General features: G+C 67.3%; 12 protein-coding genes and 1 pseudogene. 11 read left to right on the forward strand and 2 right to left on the reverse strand.

Going from position 1 to position 18840, the window contains the following annotated elements; translation table 11 throughout:
• Positions 1-295: 295 nt before the first annotated feature.
• The 3 genes and pseudogenes from ACZK2R_RS02820 (at position 296) to pncB (ending at position 3274) form a co-directional block, all read left to right on the forward strand.
• Positions 296-1151, forward strand: a pseudogene (locus ACZK2R_RS02820) (glycosyltransferase family 2 protein).
• Positions 1148-1987 (forward strand): glycosyltransferase family 2 protein, encoded by an 840-nt coding sequence (locus ACZK2R_RS02825; RefSeq protein WP_032128058.1) that lies wholly within the window; start codon positions 1148-1150, stop codon positions 1985-1987. The pseudogene ACZK2R_RS02820 and the gene ACZK2R_RS02825 overlap by 4 nt, the downstream one beginning before the upstream one ends.
• Positions 1988-2095: 108 nt before the next feature.
• The gene (pncB, locus tag ACZK2R_RS02830) at positions 2096-3274 is read left to right on the forward strand and encodes a nicotinate phosphoribosyltransferase (RefSeq protein ID WP_010482009.1); all 1179 of its coding nucleotides are present in this window, start codon (positions 2096-2098) and stop codon (positions 3272-3274) included.
• 10 nt (positions 3275-3284) lie between these two features.
• On the opposite strand, the gene ACZK2R_RS02835 is transcribed toward pncB, so the two are convergent.
• A complete protein-coding gene (locus tag ACZK2R_RS02835; protein ID WP_014645902.1) occupies positions 3285-3650 on the reverse strand; it encodes a hypothetical protein in 366 nt (121 codons plus the stop codon).
• Positions 3651-4109: 459 nt separating this feature from the next.
• Here ACZK2R_RS02835 and ACZK2R_RS02840 point away from each other — a divergent pair, with 459 nt between their 5' ends.
• The 8 genes from ACZK2R_RS02840 (at position 4110) to ACZK2R_RS02875 (ending at position 17782) form a co-directional block, all read left to right on the forward strand.
• Positions 4110-4649: a fimbrial protein gene (locus ACZK2R_RS02840; RefSeq protein ID WP_032128057.1), complete on the forward strand. Its 540-nt coding sequence runs from the start codon at positions 4110-4112 to the stop codon at positions 4647-4649.
• Between the two features lie 85 nt (positions 4650-4734).
• On the forward strand, positions 4735-5463 hold the full coding sequence (locus ACZK2R_RS02845) for a fimbrial biogenesis chaperone (RefSeq protein ID WP_032128056.1): 729 nt from the start codon (positions 4735-4737) through the stop codon (positions 5461-5463).
• A gap of 92 nt (positions 5464-5555) precedes the next feature.
• Positions 5556-8120, forward strand: coding sequence for a fimbria/pilus outer membrane usher protein (locus ACZK2R_RS02850; RefSeq protein ID WP_478488022.1), 2565 nt, complete (start codon positions 5556-5558; stop codon positions 8118-8120).
• Entirely contained in the window at positions 8111-9148 is a 1038-nt protein-coding gene (locus ACZK2R_RS02855; protein WP_180838548.1) for a fimbrial protein, read from the forward strand. Before ACZK2R_RS02850 ends, ACZK2R_RS02855 begins: the two co-directional genes overlap by 10 nt.
• A gap of 266 nt (positions 9149-9414) precedes the next feature.
• Complete coding sequence (gene wecB / locus ACZK2R_RS02860) at positions 9415-10599, forward strand: non-hydrolyzing UDP-N-acetylglucosamine 2-epimerase (RefSeq protein ID WP_180838549.1); 1185 nt, start codon at positions 9415-9417, stop codon at positions 10597-10599.
• A complete protein-coding gene (locus ACZK2R_RS02865) occupies positions 10596-12797 on the forward strand; it encodes a hypothetical protein (protein WP_180838550.1) in 2202 nt (733 codons plus the stop codon). Before wecB ends, ACZK2R_RS02865 begins: the two co-directional genes overlap by 4 nt.
• A gap of 6 nt (positions 12798-12803) precedes the next feature.
• On the forward strand, positions 12804-14951 hold the full coding sequence (locus ACZK2R_RS02870; RefSeq protein ID WP_134950783.1) for a glycosyl transferase family protein: 2148 nt from the start codon (positions 12804-12806) through the stop codon (positions 14949-14951).
• On the forward strand, positions 14948-17782 hold the full coding sequence (locus tag ACZK2R_RS02875; protein ID WP_180838551.1) for an NfrA family protein: 2835 nt from the start codon (positions 14948-14950) through the stop codon (positions 17780-17782). Before ACZK2R_RS02870 ends, ACZK2R_RS02875 begins: the two co-directional genes overlap by 4 nt.
• Here the strand turns inward: ACZK2R_RS02875 and ACZK2R_RS02880 are convergent.
• A complete protein-coding gene (locus tag ACZK2R_RS02880; protein ID WP_180838552.1) occupies positions 17776-18780 on the reverse strand; it encodes a DUF4434 domain-containing protein in 1005 nt (334 codons plus the stop codon). The genes ACZK2R_RS02875 and ACZK2R_RS02880 overlap by 7 nt on opposite strands.
• Between the last annotated feature and the right edge of the window lie 60 nt (positions 18781-18840).

Below are 18840 nucleotides of genomic sequence, written 5' to 3' on the forward strand. Positions count from 1 at the left end.
TTCCGATGGAGATTCATCCACGCATGGCGTGGATCTACTGCAGATCGCAGAGATCTGTCGAAGGCGGGGTGGGTCCGGTTGTGGGGGCGTGAGCCGCATGGATGCGGCGACCGAGCTTACATGGACGTACTTGCAGCGTCCCCCGCAACCGGACCCACCCCGCCATCCCCCAGGAACCCAGCTTTTGCTCCGGCTGTTGCTTCGGCTCTGGCTCTGGCCTCTGCAGGTGCCGGGTGCAACCCGGCCGATACCCTCCCAGTGCTAGGCTGTGGCTACCGACAACCACGGAGGCGGGATGGGGGCGATCGTGTTGTTGCCGCTGTGCGTGGACGATGCCGCACTCGACCGCTGCCTGGCCGCGCTGGATGCCGGCACCGCGCCGGGTACCGCGGTCTGGCTGGCCGATGACGCGCAGACCGGCCCGCGTGCGCAGGCGGTGGTGGAGCATTGGTTGGCGCATACGCCACTGCAGGCCGAATACACCCGCCGCGCGCGGCCGTTGGGCGAGGTCGCCCATCTGGATGAGATGCTGCGCGCCTGCGAGGGCATGGACGTGGCGGTGCTGGCGCCGGACAGCGTGCCCGCGCCGGGCTGGCTGCAGCAGCTGCAGGATGCCTTCGCCCGCGACGCCGCCATCGCCACCGCAACCCCGTGGTGCAATGCCGGCGAAACCGCTGCATGGCCGCGGCTGGGCGAAATCAATCCCGAACCGGAGGACCCGGCGCTGCTGGCACACACCTGTGCCACGCTGCCGGTGCTGCATCCGGAGCTGCCCTCGGCGGTCACCCACGCGGTACTGGTGCGCGGCAACGCGCGTCGCCGCGCCGGCGGCCTGGACGTGGACAGCTACGCCGGCTGGAACGCGGCACTGGTGGACCTGAGCCTGCGCATGGCTGGCCTGGGATGGCGCAACGTGCTGTGCGAGACCGCCTTCGTCAGCCGGGCAGCGGGAGGCGGTCAGCCGTGATGGCGATCTCGAGGCCCTGGCCGCGCGCTGGCCGGGGTGGGTGCCACGGTTGGCTGACTTCCTCATGCACGATCCGTTGCATGGCCTGCGTGCCGATCTGCAGCAGCGCATGCGGCAGGCGATAATGCCGAAGGAACAGGGTGACCTGTTCGTCTCGTCTTCCGCGCCGGAGCCTCCTGCTTGAATGTTGCCATTGCCGCCATCGTCGTCACCTACCAGAGCGGCAGCACCATCGACGCCTGCCTCTCGCGTCTGCGCCAGGCGCAGGACGTGGCCGAGATCCGGGTGATCGACAATGGCTCGATGGATGGCACGCTGGATATCGTGCAGCGCCATGCCAGCCACGACCCGCGCGTGCGTTTCGTCGGCAATCCGGACAATCCCGGCTTTGCCGCCGCCAACAACCAGGGCGTGGCCGATTCGCACAGCCCATGGCTGGCCTTCATCAACCCGGACCTGATGGTCGAACCGGAGACGTTGGCCGCACTGCGCAGCCGCGCGGAAGGACTGGGCGACTGCCTGCTCGGTGTCGAGCAGGTGGACGAGCAGGGCCATGCCGACGAAGCCGTGCGCCGCCGCGACCCGGATTTCCTGATGATGCTGCGCTCGCCGGGCAAGGGCTCGAAGCTGGCGGTGCCGCGTGACCCGCAGCAGGCGCTGCAGCGGGTGCCGGCGCTGTCCGGTGCGCTGCTGATGATGCCGCGTGCATTGTTCGACTGCATCGGAGGTTGGGACGCCGGCTATCGCCTGCATGCCGAAGACCTGGACCTGTGCCGGCGTGCACGCGAAGCCGGAGCAGTGGTGGCGATCGCCAATGACCTGCAGGTCACCCACGTTCGTGGCGTCTCCAGCCGCTCGCGGCCGTTCTTCGTGGAATGGCACAAGCACAAGGGCCTGTGGCGCTATTTCCAGAAGTTCGAGGCCAGGCAGCGTTCGCTGCCGGTGCGGGTAGCGGTGTGGGGCGCGATCTGGGCGCACGCGCTGATGCTGGTGCCGAAGCTGCTGCGCAGGGCGCTGTAGCGCCGAGCCCACGCTCGGCTCAGGCAACACATCCAGCCGAGCGTGGGCTCGGCTCTACGGAGGGCGGGCGCGCCCACGGTTCACTCCGCCGGGCGCATAATCCGCCCCATGCCTATCATCCAGTCCCTGCTCGACACCGACCTGTACAAGTTCACCATGATGCAGGCGGTGCTCCACCAGCACCCCGGCGCCCAGGTGCAGTACCGGTTCAAGTGCCGCACGCCCGGCATCGACCTGGCCCATTACATCGACCAGATCGACGAAGAGATCGACCACCTGTGCAGCCTGCGTTTCAGCGACGCGGAGCTGGACTACATGCGTGGCCTGCGCTTCGTGAAGCCGGACTTCGCCGATTTCCTCGGCCTGTTCCACCTCGACCGCAAGTACATCCAGCTGCGCGCGTCGAAGACCGTGCCCGGCGAGATCGAACTGGACATCACCGGGCCCTGGCTGCACACCATTCTGTTCGAAGTGCCGCTGCTGGCGATCATCAACGAAGTCTGGTTCCGCAACACCACCACCGCCGACTTCGCCGAGGGCGAGCGCCGCCTGCAGGCCAAGGCCGCGCTGCTGCGTGATACCCCGGGGTTCGAGCAGTGCCGCATCGCCGACTACGGCAGCCGCCGCCGCTACTCGCGTGACTGGCATGCCCGTCTGCTGCCGCTGCTGCGCGATGCGCTCGGCCCGCAGCTGGTCGGCACCAGCAACGTGCACTTCGCCCGCCTGTACGGCATGACCCCGCACGGCACCATGGCCCATGAGTACCTGCAGGCGTTCCAGGCGCTGGGCCCGCGCCTGCGCGATTCGCAGGTGGCGGCACTGGAGTCGTGGGCACGCGAGTATCGCGGCGACCTCGGCATCGCGCTGTCCGACGTGGTCGGCCTGGATGCGTTCCTGCGCGACTTCGACATGTACTTCTGCAAGCTGTTCGACGGCGTCCGCCATGACTCCGGCGATCCGTTCGACTGGGGCGACCGCATGCTGGCGCACTTCCAGCAGCGCCGGGTGGATGCACGCAGCAAGGTGCTGGTGTTCAGCGATGGGCTCGACATCGCCAAGGTGATGCGCCTGTACGACTACTTCCGTGGTCGCTGCCAGGTCGCCTTCGGCGTCGGCACCCACCTGACCAATGATCTGGGGCCAACGCCGCTCAACATCGTCATCAAGATGGTCCGCTGCAACGGCCAGCCGGTGGCCAAGCTCAGCGATTCGCCGGGCAAGAGCATGTGCGACGACCCGGGCTACCTGGCCTATCTGCGCCAGGTGTTCGAGCTGCCGCCGGCGTAAACACGTCGGCTTACAGGTAGTCGACCACCACCAGGTAGGCGCCCTGCAGCGGCTGCTGCTTCGAAGCCTGCACGCTGTAACGCTCGGAGAAGGCGATATCGCCGGCGCGCATCGCGCTGGCCGACACCGACAGCTTCTGGCCCTGGCGCTTGCCGTCGCGCAGCGTCGCGGCCTGACCATCGGCCAGCGCCGTCACGGCCACCGTCGAGCCCTTGGCCGAGGGCGGGCAGGCGGCCAGGCTCAGCTCACCCTGGGACAGGTTCGTCGTGCAGCCCGGCTCGGCGATACGGCCGCTGAAACGGATGCTGCCGCTGCTGGCCTGGGCCAGCGCACTGACGGACATCAGGGCCACACACAGCAGAATGGAGTTCCTCATGACACGTTCTCTGGTTCGGTGTGTCCTAGTTAGCGACAGGTTCGATCCGTCTTTAATAGGACAAATCCGAATCTGCTAGGGCCATCACCAAGAAAGAGTGATGCGCATCAAATAAGGCGATTTCCACCTGAAAAAAGCCTGTTTTCGCGCATGTCGAACGCGCCACGGGAAGCGTCATGCAGGGTCGTTTGTGACCTGATCGCCTTGCCGTCAAATCCCCCACGCCCGCCGGGCTCTCATTCCGCCTACCACGTCACATTTGAGGCGTCAATGAATTGGCGTTCAGAAAAATAATGAGACTTTCATCACAGTTGTGCCTATACTTGCGTCACGGATTCAGGGGAAGGTATGTCCGAGTCCGGCCACAGGTGAGACGCAAGGATGGGTCTTGATAGCCCGGCAGTGCTCCTTGCTTCCTCCTCTACTTCTCATCTCTTCAGTAGGGTTAGGTAAAAGCGAATGCACAAGATCAATATCATCGCCGCTCTGATGCTGGCCGCCGCTCCGCTGGCCGCCAACGCCGCCGACGGCACCATCACCTTCAACGGCAAGGTGACCGACAAGACCTGCACCATCTCGACCCCGGGCGGCAAGGACTTCTCCGTCAACCTGCCGACCGTGTCCAAGAACACCCTGGCCGCCGCCGGTAACGTTGCCGGTCGCACCCCGTTCGCCATCAACCTGACCAAGTGCAGCGCCGGCAACGTCGCGACCTACTTCGAGCCGGGTTCGACCGTTGACTTCAACACCGGCCGCCTGCTGAACCAGGCTTCGGCCAACGCTGCCACCAACGTGCAGCTGCAGCTGCTGGGCTCGAACAACCAGGTCCTGCCGATCAAGGCTGCAGGCGCTGGCCAGGCCCAGACCAACTCGCAGTGGGTCACCGTCGGCACCGACGGCTCGGCCGATCTGAACTACTACGCTGAGTACTACGCCACTGCCGCCGCCACCCCGGGCGACGTCACCAGCAGCGTCAAGTACACGATCATCTACAACTGATCGTAGTCGTACCCGCACTGGCCGGCGTACGCGCCGGCCAGTGCCTCGCGGCCCCTGGCCACATACCTCGAGCGTAGTACTTCCGATGAAAGCATTCTTTCCCCGGGCGCTGCTGCTGGCAGCGTTCACGCTGCCCTTCTGCCAGAACGCTCTGGCCGGCGTGGTGGTCAATGGCACGCGAGTGATCTATCCGGCGCAGGCGCGCGAAGTCACCGTGCAGGTCGACAACGTGGGCGATTCGCCGGCGCTGGTGCAGGCCTGGATCGACAGCGGCGACGCCAACCAGACCGCCGATACCAGCGATGCCCCGTTCGTGCTGACGCCGCCGATCGCGCGCGTCGAGCCGGGCCGCAGCCAGGCGCTGCGACTGATCTTCTCCGGCGCGCAGCTGCCGACCGACCGCGAGTCGGTGTTCTGGCTCAACGTGCTGGATGTTCCGCCGTCCCCGGACAACGCCGACAGCGGCGAACAGAATTACCTGCAGGTCGCGTTCCGTTCGCGCCTGAAGCTTTTCTACCGGCCGCAGGGCCTGAAGGGCGTCGCCAACGACGCGCCCGCAGCGCTGCGCTGGACCCGCACGGGCGACCGTCTGCGGGTGGAAAACCCGAGCCCCTTCCACGTCACTCTGGCCGAAGTACATGCCGTGACCGGCAGCAGTGAAAAGGCCGTCGAGGACAAGGGCGCGATGGTCGCGCCGAAGCAGAGCCTGGAGTTCGCCGCACCGGCGGGCACCGACCAGGTCCGCTTCATCACCATCAACGACTACGGCGGCCGGGTGGAACACACCATCCGCCTCGGCAGCACCGGGGGCTGAACGCGCCGCGCCGGCCTTGGGCCTGCGCATCCCGCCACCGCCGCTGTGCGGCGAATTGAAGGAATGTCAGTGTGATCGGAAACAGATTGACATTGTCGATCCATCAGGCGCTTTGCCTGTTGGTTGCTGGCGTGGCCTGCCCAGGATGGGCGCTGGCTGCCCCGGCCAATCTCGGCGAACAGGCGCTGATGGCGCAGAGTGGTGCGGCCAATGCGCGTGCACCGGAATCGGCCCAGTTCAACTCCAGCTTCCTGTCTGGCCAGGCCAAGCAGGTCGATCTGGCGGCCTTCAGCAACGGCAACCCGATGGTGGCCGGCAACTACCGTGTCGACGTCTACGTCAACGGTGCCTGGCAGGGCCGTCGCGATCTGCAGTTCAAGGCCGATGCGCAGGGCCGTGTCGACGCCTGCCTGCCGCTGCCGATGCTGGAAGAAATGGGCGTGGACAGCGAAGCCGTGCTGCTGCAGCAGGATCCGTCCGTGCCGACCGACAAGACCAGCTGCGTGCCGGTCCAGCAGCGCATGGCCAATGCCTATGGTGTCTATGACAGCGGCAACCTGCGCTACGACCTGAGCATCCCGCAGGTGTTCCTGCGCCGTGAGGCACGCGGCTACGTCAACCCGGCGCTGTGGGACCGCGGCATCAATGCCGGCTTCGTCGGCTACAGCTTCAATGCCATCGACAGCGACAGCCGTGTCGAAGGTGGCCAGCGCAACCGCAGTGCCTACCTCGGCCTCAACGCCGGCATGAACCTGGGTGGCTGGCAGTTCCGCCACGATTCGAACCTGACCTGGTCCGAGGGCGATGGCCGCCATTGGCAGAGCATCGCCACCTATGCGCAGCGCGGCATCCCGCAGGTGCGCGGCATGCTCACCATCGGTGAGGCCTACACCACCGGTGAACTGTTCGACTCGATCGGTTACCGCGGTGCCAGCCTGGCCAGCGACGACCGCATGCTGCCCGATTCGCTGCGCGGTTACGCGCCGGTCGTGCGCGGCATCGCCGAGACCAACGCACGCATCGAAGTACGCCAGAACGAGCAGCTGATCTACTCCTCCACCGTGTCGCCGGGCAGCTTCGTCATCGACGACCTGTACCCGACCGGCTACGGCGGCGACCTGGAAGTGAGCGTGATCGAGGCCGATGGCCGCCGCCGCGAATTCAAGGTTCCGTTCGGTTCGGTGCCGCAGATGCTGCGCGAAGGCGTGTCGCGTTACTCGCTGACCGCCGGCCAGGTGCGCAACAAGCTGCTGGCCGATGAGCCGTGGCTGGTGCAGGGCACCTACCAGCGCGGTATCGGCAACCAGCTGACGCTGTACGGCGGCAGTGCACTGAGCGACGGCTACCTGTCGCTGCTGTACGGCGTCGGCCTGTCCACGCCGGTTGGCGCGTTCGCCGCCGACGTCACCCACGCACGTACGACGTTCGACCACTACGGCAACCACACCGGTGCCAGCGTGCGCTTGAGCTACAGCAACATGATCGGCGAGACCGGGACCAACCTGACCCTGGCCGCCTACCGCTATTCGACCGAAGGCTTCTACAGCCTGCAGGACGCGCTGTATGGCCGTGATTCGGACAAGCGCGGCATCGATCCGACCACCCGTGGCCGTCAGCGCAGCCAGTTCCAGGTAACGCTGAACCAGCCGCTGGGCCGTCGCGGCGGCGCGCTGTACGTGACCGGCTCGGTGCGTGACTTCTACGACCGCCCCGGCACCTCCAAGCAGTATCAGGTGGGCTACAACAACGCCTGGCGTTCGGTGAACTACGGCTTCTCGGCGCTGCGCACCGAAGAGGGCGTGCTCGGCCGCTCCGACACCCAGTACCTGCTGTCGATGAGCGTGCCGCTGGGCCGTGGTTCGCATCCGGTGTCGTTCAGCGCCGACCTCGGCGTGCGCGAGCGCGGTGGCTACGACAACAGCCGCGTTGGCATCACCGGTTCGACCGGCATCGACAACAACTTCAGCTACGGTGTGGCGCTGTCCGACTCCCGCGAAGGTGGCACCACCGCGGTGGGCAGTGCGGAATACCGCAGCCGCTACAGCGCGTTGAACGCGACCTACAGCCACTCGCGCGATTTCCGCCAGGCGTCGGTCGGTGCCAACGGCAGCGTGGTCGTGCATCCGGGCGGCTTCACCTTCACCCCGCAGCGTGGCGACACCATGGTGCTGGTGGAAGCGCCGGGCGCACGCGATGCGATTGTCAGCAACGCCCCGGGCCTGCGCGTCGACGGCCGCGGCTACGCGGTGGTCCCGTACGTGTCGCCGTACCGCCTCAATACCGTCACCCTCGACCCGCAGGGCATGGCCCACGACGTCGAGCTGGAAAGCACCAGCCAGTCGATCGCGCCGTTCGCCGGAGCCATCAGCTACCTGCGCTTCGATACCCGCAAGGGCAACGCGCTGCTGATCCAGGTGCGCAACCCCGATGGCCGCACCATGCCGTTCGGTGCGCAGGTCAAGGACGAGCAGGGCCAGCCGGTGGGCATGGTCAGCCAGGGCGGCCGCCTGTACGTGCGCAGCGAGAAGAACCAGGGCCAGTTGCAGGTCGAGTGGGGCGCAGGTGCCGATCAGCGCTGCACCATTGATTACCAGGTACCGGCGGGCGCCGACGCGTCCAAGACCGGCTTCATCCCGCTGGAGGCAGCATGCCGATGATTTCTTCCCGTGGCCGCAAGGCATTGGCCGCGTTGGCCCTGCTGGGTGGCGTGCTGCTGGCGCAGCAGGCCAGTGCGGCCTGCCGCATCCAGATCAACGGCTTCGTTGCACAGGACGTGCAGATGGACATGGGTCAGATCGTGATCCTGCCCAGTACACCGGTGGGTGGCGTGATCAAGGAAATCAGCGTGCCGATCAACCAGCAGAACAGCGTTGCCCGCTGTGACTACTGGTATAGCGGCTACTCGACAGGCGAGTACGTCAACGCGCCGCAGAAGCGACCGGTGGCCGGCTTTGCCAACGTCTATGAGACCGGCGTGGCCGGTGTGGGCATCCGCCTGTTCCGCGACTCCGGCGCGATCCAGGCCTATTACCCACATACCATCAATTTCGCGGCCAACTCCACGATCTCGCTGATCGGTGGCCAGTTCCGCATCCAGCTGATCAAGACCGCCGCGCAGACCGGTTCGGGCGTGATCGCACCGAACGGTCGCTTCACCACCTACTACTTCGATGGTGATGGCCCCAGCCGCCCGGTGCTGACCTCCACCTTCAGGGGCTCGGGCACCACCGTGGTCAGCCCGACCTGTGAAGTGCAGGCCGGCAGCCGCAACATTGCTGTCGATTTCGGCAGCGTGCCCAACACCACCTTCACCGGTGTCGGTTCCAGGGCTGTCGATCGCGATTTCGAGATCCGCCTGAACTGCCAGGGCAGCAACGTTGCTGCCTACCAGAGCAAGATCGGCATCCGCCTGGATGCCGACCAGGACAGCTCGAACATGCCGGGCGTGCTGAAGCTCAGCGCGGCCACCAACAGTGCCACCCGCATCGGCATCCAGATGGTCCAGCGTGATGGCAGCACCGAGCGCGAAGTGCGTTTCGGCCAGACCGTCAACGTCGGTACCACCACGCCCGGCACCAGCACGATGACCTTGCCGCTGCGCGCGCGTTACGTGCAGACCCAGGCCGGCACGGTGGGTGCAGGTGTCGCAAACGGCCAGGCCACCTTCACCATCCAGTACGAGTAAGTCGGCCGCAGGCCGCGCCACTGCTGCGTTCCACCGCAACGTCGCCCGTTCCACGGGCGGCGTTGACTGCGTCTTGATCTTCCAACGATGAAGATCAATGCCACGACGCACGTACCATCATTCGAATGTGATGTACGTCGCGATTTTGGAGTTTCCTCATGAGGTGACCGTCTCCTGCCTGCGGGTGTTGGACGGGAACGCCGAAAGGATCCAGACGTGGCTACAGCTCCTGGCATTCCCTCGCGCCGACCTTTCGGAGCGCTGCGATGAAGGTCCTGTCGGTGTTCGGCACGCGACCGGAAGCGATCAAGATGGGGCCGCTGGTAAGGGCCTTGGCGGAGGCTGCGGACATCGAATCGGTGGTCTGTATCACCGGCCAGCACCGGGCGATGCTGGACCAGGTGATGTCGCTGTTCGCGATCACCGCCGACCATGACCTCGATGTCATGGTGCCCAACCAGACCCTCAATGGCCTGTGTTCCAAGCTGTTCGAACGGCTTGACGCGCTCTACACGCAGGTTCGTCCGGACCGGGTACTGGTGCACGGCGATACCACCACGGCGATGACCGCCGCACTGGCCGCGTTCCACCACCGCATTCCGATCGGTCACGTCGAGGCCGGCCTGCGCACCGGCGACATCAACCGGCCGTGGCCGGAGGAAATGAACCGGCGGGTGATCGATGTGGTCGGCCACCAGCTGTACGCGCCCACGCCCAGCTCGCGCGCCAACCTGGCCGGTGAACACCTGGGCGGGCAGATCCTGGTCACCGGCAATACCGTCATCGATGCCCTGCAGCAGACCGTAGAGCGGCTGGATGCCGACCCGGCGCTGCGTGCGCGGGCTGACGAACCCTTCCACATGCTTGACCCCGATCGTCGCCTGCTGCTGGTCACCGGCCACCGCCGTGAGAGCTTCGGGCAGGGCTTCGAGGACATCTGCCGTGCACTGGCCGAACTGGCGCGGCGGCCGGACCTGCAGGTGCTGTACCCGGTGCATCTCAACCCGAACGTGCAGGGCCCGGTCAACGCCCACCTCGGCCATCTCGACAACGTGCACCTGGTGCCGCCGCAGGACTACCTGCGCTTCGTGCGCCTGATGCAGCGCGCCGACGTCATCCTCACCGACTCCGGTGGCGTGCAGGAAGAAGCGCCTGCGCTGGCCAAGCCCGTGCTGGTCATGCGCGACGTCACCGAACGCCCGGAGGCGGTCGAGGCCGGTGTGGTGACGCTGGTCGGCACCACGCCCTCGCGCATTGTCGAGGCGGTCAACGCAGCACTGGCCCAACCACCGCAGCCGACCCACTTCGACCCCGATGCCAGTCCCTACGGCGATGGCCGTGCCAGCGCGCGCATCGTCGCCGCCCTGCGTGGCACGCCCCTTCCCGAATTCTCGCCCGGCCTCCGCAACAGCGGTGCCGCCCACCCCCATCCACGCGAAGTGACGCCATGACCCAGACCGGCCGCTCTCCCCTGTTTGCATCCGCCGCCGCGTTCGTCCTGTCGGGCGTGGTTGCCAGTGCCCATGCCGCCGACAGCGTCGCCGGCCAATTCGCCGAATGGAGCGGCGACAGCACGGTCAACCGGCAGATGACCCTGCGTGAACTCGGTTTCCGCCAGCCGCTGGTGCTTAGCGGGCAGGAGAGCCAGCGCGAGGTCTACCTGCCGGTGCCGGCCGGCGTCGCCACCCGCGATGCGCAGCTGCAGCTGGACGGGCGCTATGTGCGCGGCCACGCCGGGCGCACTTCCGGCCTGTGGTCGGTCGATGGCGATCCGATCGCCGCGCGCTCGATCACCGATGCGCAGGGCGACGCCAGCCAGCTGCTGGCCATTGATGGCGAACCTCGCCAGAACGGCTTCGTGCGGGTCGGCGTCGGCTGGTGGTCGATCGTCTCCGACTACCAATGTGCCGACCAGAGCGCGCCGGCCAACGTTTTGCGGCTGTCGCCGGACTCGCGTTTCAGCTACCGCTTCGACGGCCGCGCCGTGGACACCGTGGCCAAGGCCTGGGGCGCGCTGCCACCGCAGGTGCGCCTGCTGGTGGACGGCAAGGCGCTGCAGGCGCCCGCCTACGACGCCGCCTGGCGCATCGGTACCGCGTTGCAGGGCGGTGGCAAGCAGGTGCAGGTGGTGGCGCTGCCCAAGGTCGGTGACAGTGTCGACCTGGCCGGCATCAGCATCCCGGCCAGCCTGCAGGGCGTGCCAGCCTATGCCGCGCTGGCTGCGGGCGAGCGCACGCATGCGATCAAGGACCTGGCCGAAGTGGGGGCGCTGCTGTCGCTGCGTGACAGCGGACCCTTGGCCGCTGACGTGATGATCGGCAGCGATGCGCTGCGGGCCGGCGTACGCGCGGCACTGGACGCGCTGGCCGTACAGGTTGCGGCTACGGGTGCCGATGCGGGCGCTGCCTTCGCCGCGTGGCGCGGTACCGATATGGGCGGCCTGGAAAAGCCCACGGCCAACGCATCGGTCAGCGTGGTCGCCGTTGCTGGCCGTCCGACGCTGGTGGTCGACCCGGCGGCGGCGGGCAAGGTCGCCGGGTTGTTCGCCGAACAGTGGCGCAGCTATGCGCTGGGCCGCAGCCTGCAGGTCAGCGCGGCGGGAACACCGAAGCTGGACGGAGACCAGGTGCTGCTGAGCCGGCTCGGCAACATCGCCGGTACGATGGATGTGGTAACCCGCGCGGACCGCAGTGCCACCTTCGACCTCGGCACGCTGTCGGCCGATGGGCGCCTGCCCGAGGAAGTGGTGATCGATGTCTCGGCGGCGCCCAACGCCGCCGGGCAGGGCGCGGTGGCCACGATCCATTTCAACGATTACCTGCTGGGCGGTAAGGTGCTGTCGGCCAATGGCCAGCCGCAACGGCTGGTGGCCAAGGTGCCGGCCTACGCGCTGTCGGCGCGCAACGAGATCCGCGTCAGCTTCCTGCGCCAGCCGGCACGACCTTATTGCCACGATCCTGCCACCGCCTATCCGGTCTCGATCCTGCCCAGCAGCCACCTGACCCTGGCCAAGCGGTCGCTGGGCAGTGATTTCGTCGGCGCCAGCAGTCAGCTGTCGCGCGGCAACCAGGTGTTCGTGCCGGCCACGTGGCTGCAGGATGCACCGGCATCGCTGCGCAAGGTGATTGCGGTGGCCAGTGCAGTGGGTGCCTCGCCGGAGGCGTCGGAACTGAAGGTGGTCGATGCCGGTGCGGCGGTCAGCCCGGGTGCGCCGTGGCTGGCGTTCGGTGTGGCGCCATCGGGTGTCGATGTGGCCGGCCTGAAGGACGGTCATCTGCTGCTCGGCGGGGAGCCGCAGCCGCTGCTGGATGTCAGCGGGTTGGATCGTGCCGCGGTGGTGCAGGTCGGCACCGCCGGCGGACAGCTCGGCGTGCTGTACAGCGACCTGGGCGCACAGGCACCGCCGTTCGGCGCACCGTTCCGGCTGCTGCGCGGTGATCTCGCCGTGCTCGACGGCAGTGAGGCCGTGCGCGAATTCGACCGCCAGGATCCCTATGGCACGCGTATCGCGCAGGACGGCAATCCGCAATCGAAGTGGGAACGGCACATGGTCTGGTTGCTGCTGCTGGTCGGCGTGATCGTGTTCGCGCTGCTGGCCGCCCGCGTTACCCAGGTGCGCCGCCGCAAGTCCGCCAACACAGGGCACTGATCCACCGTGGACGGTCTGTTCTGGAACATCCAGCTGGCCAACTACTACGCTGCCCTGGAAACCACGGCGGCTGCGGTGGCCGTGCTGATCCTGATCTCCAGCCTCGATGACCTGTTCATCGATGTCTGGTACTGGGTGCGCGAGAGCTGGCGGGCGCTCACCATCAAGCGTCGCGAGGCGTACCGGCCACTGACCCAGGAAGACCTGCTGCAGCGGCCGCAACAGCCGCTGGCGATCATGGTGCCGGCGTGGATGGAGTACGACGTCATCGCGCAGATGGTGGAGAACATGATCAACGTACTCGACTACCGCGAGTACGTCGTGTTCGTCGGCACCTATCCCAACGACCAGCAGACCATCGACGAAGTGGAGCGCATGCGCCGCCGCTACAAGCGCCTGCGCCGCGTGGAAGTGCCGCATGACGGGCCGACCAGCAAGGCCGACTGCCTGAACTGGCTGATCCTGGCCATCTTCGATTACGAGAAACGCCACGACATCGAGTTCGCCGGGGTGATCCTGCACGACAGCGAGGACGTGCTGCACCCGATGGAACTGCGCTTCTACAACTACCTGCTGCCGCGCAAGGACATGATCCAGTTGCCGGTCACCTCGCTGGACCGCGAGTGGTACGAACTGGTGGCCGGCGTCTACATGGACGAGTTCGCCGAATGGCATGCCAAGGATCTGGTGGTGCGTGAAAGTGTTTCCGGCATGGTGCCGTCGGCGGGCGTCGGCACCTGCTTCTCGCGGCGCGCGCTGCTGGCACTGAGCGCGCAGACCGACAACCAGCCCTTCAACACCGACAGCCTCACCGAGGACTACGACGTCGGTGCGCGGCTGGCGGCGATGGGGATGCAGTCGATCTTCGCGCGCTTCCCGGTGCAGTTCCGCGTGCGTCGCCCGTCCTGGTTCGGCTGGGGCCCGGTACGCGAGCGCACCCAGCAAATGGCGCTGTGCGTGCGCGAGTACTTCCCCGACAACTTCCGCGCATCGTACCGGCAGAAGGCGCGGTGGGTGCTGGGCATCGGCCTGCAGAGCTGGGAGTCGCTGGGCTGGCGCGGCTCGCTGGCCACCAAGTACCTGCTGGCGCGCGACCGCAAGGGCATCATCACCTCGTTCGTCAGCATCATCGCCTACGTCATCTTCCTGCAGCTGCTGCTGTTCTGGCTGTTGAAGATGACCGGGCTGTGGACGATGCAGTTTCCCAGCGTGTTCCAGGCCGGTACCTGGCAGATGAACGTGGCGCTGCTGACCACGGCGGCGCTGGCCACCCGCGTCGTGCAGCGCTTCTACTTCGTCAACCGGCTGTATGGCTGGGAGCATGCGCTGATGTCGATCCCTCGCATGGTGGTCGGCAACATGATCAATTTCATGGCCACCGCGCGCGCGTGGAAGGTGTTCCTGGCCTACCTGCTGTTCGGCAAGCGCATGGTCTGGGACAAGACCATGCACGACTTCCCGGATGCGGCACAGCTGGTGCAGACCCGCAAGCAGCTCGGTGAGCTGTTGACCACCTGGCAGGCGGTGGAACCCGAACGCCTGCAGCAGGCGCTGGATCAGCAGCAGGCAGGCCGCCAGCAGCCGTTGGGCCGCATCCTGCTCACCCAGGGCTGGCTGGATGATGAAACGCTGGCCGAGGCGATCGCCTTCCAGGGCGACCTGCCACGCGCGGTCATCGACGTGGACTACCTGCGCGCCTGCCAGTTCCCGGTCAGTGCCGATGCCTGCGTGCAATGGCGCATGCTGCCGCTGCCACCGCGTGAGCAAGGCACCCTGCGGCTGGCCGTCGCCAGCCCATTGCCCGAAGAGGCGTTGGCGCTGCTGAAGCAGGAAACCCGCAGTGAGCACGTCGAACAGAGCATCGCCCGCGAAAGCGAAATCAACGCGGGCCTGCGCCTGATCGGCGGCGACCGGCAGTGGCACCTGGACAACGTGCCGCTGCTGGGCGACCTGCTGGTGGAAATGCGCCTGATCGACCACGCGCGCTTCGAGATCGCACTGGATGACTACATGCCGCAGCGCGACGGCCGCATCGGCGATTACCTGGTCAAGCAGGGCATCACCACCGAGGAGGCCGTGGCCCAGGCCATGCAGGAACAGCGCCGGCGTGCGGCCACGCTGCAGTCGCCGCCTCCAGGAGCCTTGCCGGCATGAAGACCACGCTGCTGTCCACCGTCATTGCTGTCGCGCTGGCTACAGCCACCGCACCGGTACTGGCACAGGCCGATGCGCCGCTGCCATTGTCCGGTGCGGCCTACCGCATCGCCGAACAGGCGTTTGCCGCCTATGAGCGTGGTGACTACCGAGCGGCGTACCAGCAGTCCACTGAAGCGATCCGGCTGCGCCCGGACGTGGTGCGGCTGCGCCTGCTGCAGATCTATGCGCTGCAGAAACTCGGGCGTGGTGCAGAAGCGCAGCAGCAGGCGCGGCGTGCGCTGGACGCGGGGATGAAGGATCCGGCCTTGCCGGCGCTGGCGGCTGCCACCGCTGCACGTAGCGCGGCAACCGGAGGCGAAGGTGCGCGCACGACATCCCCATCTCGTCCGGTCGGCAGCGCCGCACACCGCAGCAGGCAGCAGGCCTACGCGCTGGCCACCGAGGCGTACGCGGCCTATGACGCCGGGCGGATGGGAGAGGCGGCCAGCAAGGCCGAGCAGGCGTTCCGGAAGCAGCCGAAACAGGGCGCATGGGCCCTGCTATGGGTGGCAGCACTGGAGGCACAGCAACAGCCCGAACAGGCCGACGCCGCCATCGGCACCGCGCTGCAGCTGGGTGCACCGAATGCCGAGGCGCTGCGCACGCGGCGCGTGGCACTGGGTCGCCAACGCGCCCTGCTGCAGGCCCAGCAGGCCTATCAATCGCTGTCCGGAGGCGAGGATGCCGCCGCCATTGAGCAGGCACACGCTGCCGTGGAACTGGCCCCCGACGTGGCTTCATACCGGCTGCTATTGATCACCGCGCAGCTGCAGGGCGATCAGCTGGCCGACGCTGAGCACAGTGCTGATCAGGCATTGCAGGTAGATGCCAACGACCTCAATGCACGGGTCATGCGCGGTTACCTGCGCCAGCGCCAGGGCAGCACGTTGCGGGCCAATGAAGATTTCGACGCCGCACTCGCTGCGCCGGGGTCGACAACGCAGCAACACAACGTGCGTCTGCTGGCGGTGGATGCGGCGCTGGCCAGTGCCGACCGCACGCGCGCCGCGGCGCTGCTGGCACCCTTGCAGTCGGCATTGCCGACGGATGCGGGCGATGCACGCGCGCAGCAGTTGCTGCAGCAGGGCATCGAGCAACGCGCCCGGGCGATCCGTTCCAGTCGCGCGCTTCCCCGCATCAGCGCCCAGACCTACCCGGCACCCGTCCAGCATTGCCAGTCCGGTGATACCGGTAACGTCTGCGAGCTGACGCCGGCCGACCTGCAGGGCGATGGCGGTGCCGCACAGCGCGCCTACGCTGCCTACGCGCGCGAGGACTACGCCGATGCCATCGGTGAGGCGCGGCAGGCCGTGCAACTCGCACCGGACGACGCGAACCTGCAAGCCCTGCTGACCACCACGCTGGCAGCGGGCAACCGCGCACAGCAGGACGAAGCACGGCAGCGCCTGGATGCGGCACTGGCACAGCGTCCTGACGATGCGGAGGCGCTGATGCAGCGCGGCTACCTCAACCAGAAGGCGCACGAACCGGCGCAGGCACTGGCCGACTTCCGTGCCGCCGAGGCCACCGGCAAGGCACCGAAAAGCGTGGTGCTCGACCAGGCCTACGCCAGCGCAGCCAACGGCGATCATCCACAGGCGGTGACCCTGCTGCGTAGCGCCATCGACCGCGCCGACGTCGGTGAGCTGCCGCTGGATGAGCATCAGCGCTACAACGTGCGCAATGCCATCGCCAACTATTCACGCGAGTGGGGCGTGATCGCCTCGGCCGGTTTCCGGGGGGCGCGCCAGGCCGCAACCAATGTCGGCGGTGCGGCGATCAGTACGCCCGGCGATTCGGTGTTCAGTACGCTGGAGGCGTTCTGGCGGCCCCCGGCCTTCAACGACCAGCATGGCACGCTGGAGCTCTACGCACGCCTGCTCAACACGCTGTACGACGAGGGCGGCACCTACGAGTCGATCCGTGCGGTGGATCCGTGCACCGGCGAATCAACGCCGGATGCGCGTGCACGCGCCGAGCGCCTCAGTCATTCGCGCTCGACCACCGGCTGGCCGTCCACCATCGCCTCGTTCGGGTTGCGCTACGCGTTTGGCCAGACCGGTCTGAGCGCCGGCATCGAGCGCCGCCAGTTCCTCGGCAGCGCCACCCGCCAGGGCGAGGTCTACCCCGCATCGGCAGCGGTGCAGTGCCGCCTGCAGCTGGCCCTGAGCCGGCCACTGGAAGCCAGCACGCTGGCGCGCTACCGCTTGGCCAGCGGTTCCGGTGGATGGATGTCCTACCTGACCTACGGTTATTACCACGGCACCGATCTGCGCACCGATGTGAACCAGTGGTGGATGGTCAGTGGCTATGCGCAGGGGGGATATACCTGGGACGACAACGGTGCCACCTTCACCCTCGACGCGCTCGATGCCAACGGCACGCCGGTGCGGCGCCTTGGCGAGGCCAACGGGCGCCTGCATCGCGAACAGTGGTTCGCTGCCGGTGAACTGCGTGCCGGGCGCAGCTTCCGTTTCGGTGCCGGGCAGACGCACTGGGTGGTCACACCCTATGTCGTGGTTGGCGCCGATTGGCTGGACCAGCGCTCGCGCGTGCGCGACATCCGTTACCCGCTGTTCCCGGCGCAGTCGTTCGCGCTCAACGATACGCAGCGCAGCTGGTCCCTTGGCGCGGGCCCGGGCGTGGGCGTGCGCTACTGGTTTCGCGAGGACCACTACAACACACCGCGCTCCTACCTGGACCTGACCGTGCAGTACCGCTTCGCGATCGGCGGCGGTGATACGCAGCGCGCCAAGGGTCTGTTCGCCACCGCCATCCTCTACTACTGAGGCAGGCCCCAACGTCGTCGCAGCGCCGCGGCCTGCGGCGTGTCCTGGGTCAGCCATGGCTCCAGTGCATAGACCAGCACGTGCTGTGCGCCGCTGCCGCGTGCCCATGCCAACTGCCGCTGGACGCGCGCGGCATTGGCAGTTTCGCCCTTGAATCCGCTGCCGTCGGCAGGGCCGCCGGGCAGTTCGCGGAACAGTTCAACGATCGCATCGAAACCGATGCCGTGTGCGTGGAAATGATCGAGCAGCGGTTGCAGCTGCTGCACGTTGCCGACACCGGCCACCCCCACACCGTCCTGCACCATCGGCCGCACCGCCGCTTGGGCCAGCACGGCCTGCCACAGCGTGACCAGGTTGCCATCGGTCTGCAGGCGGCTGAAGTAGCAGGACATCGCGCAGTCGCCACCGCGTGCGCTGGCCGCCTGCACCAGCCCGTGCAGCCACTGCGCCAGCCAGTGCTGGCGGGCCGGATCGGCCCAGTGGTACTGCTCCAGCTCGTAGGGCAGGTACCAGCCCCCGAAGGCCGGCTGCTGCGCCCAGGGCGCCTGTGCCAACCAGCGGCGTGCCTGCGCCAGGCTGTCGGCCAGGAAGGCCTGCAGCGTGGCATCGTCGGCGCCGATGGCCTGCCACCAGCGTTGCTGGAAGGGCAGGCCGACGCGGATGCGGATGTCGTTCTCGCTGGCGGCGGTGAACAGTTGCTGCAGGCTGCCGTCGGGCAGTGACCAGTCGCCGTCGCTGCCACCGATGATGCCGGTCCACTGCAGCACCAGCTGCCGGCAGCCCAGCGTACGTGCAAGCTTCAAGGATCGCTGCCAGTCGGCCAGGTCCCACTGCAGGTGGCTGCGCCAGGGCTGCAGGAAGGTGCCATCGACCTGCACCGGCGGCGAGCAGCCGGGCAGGGTGGTCAGCGCAGCGGCCAGCGGTGCCACCACTGCCGCACGCAGCAGCCGGCGGCGCAACGGCGAGGACGGATCAGCAGGAAGGACTGGCGGCACCATGCCCGCATCATCCCAAAGCACCGTGCGCGGCAGGTGAACCACCGCCCGGTAGTGCCGGCC

The organism is Stenotrophomonas sp. 96582_Sma (assembly GCF_056480905.1).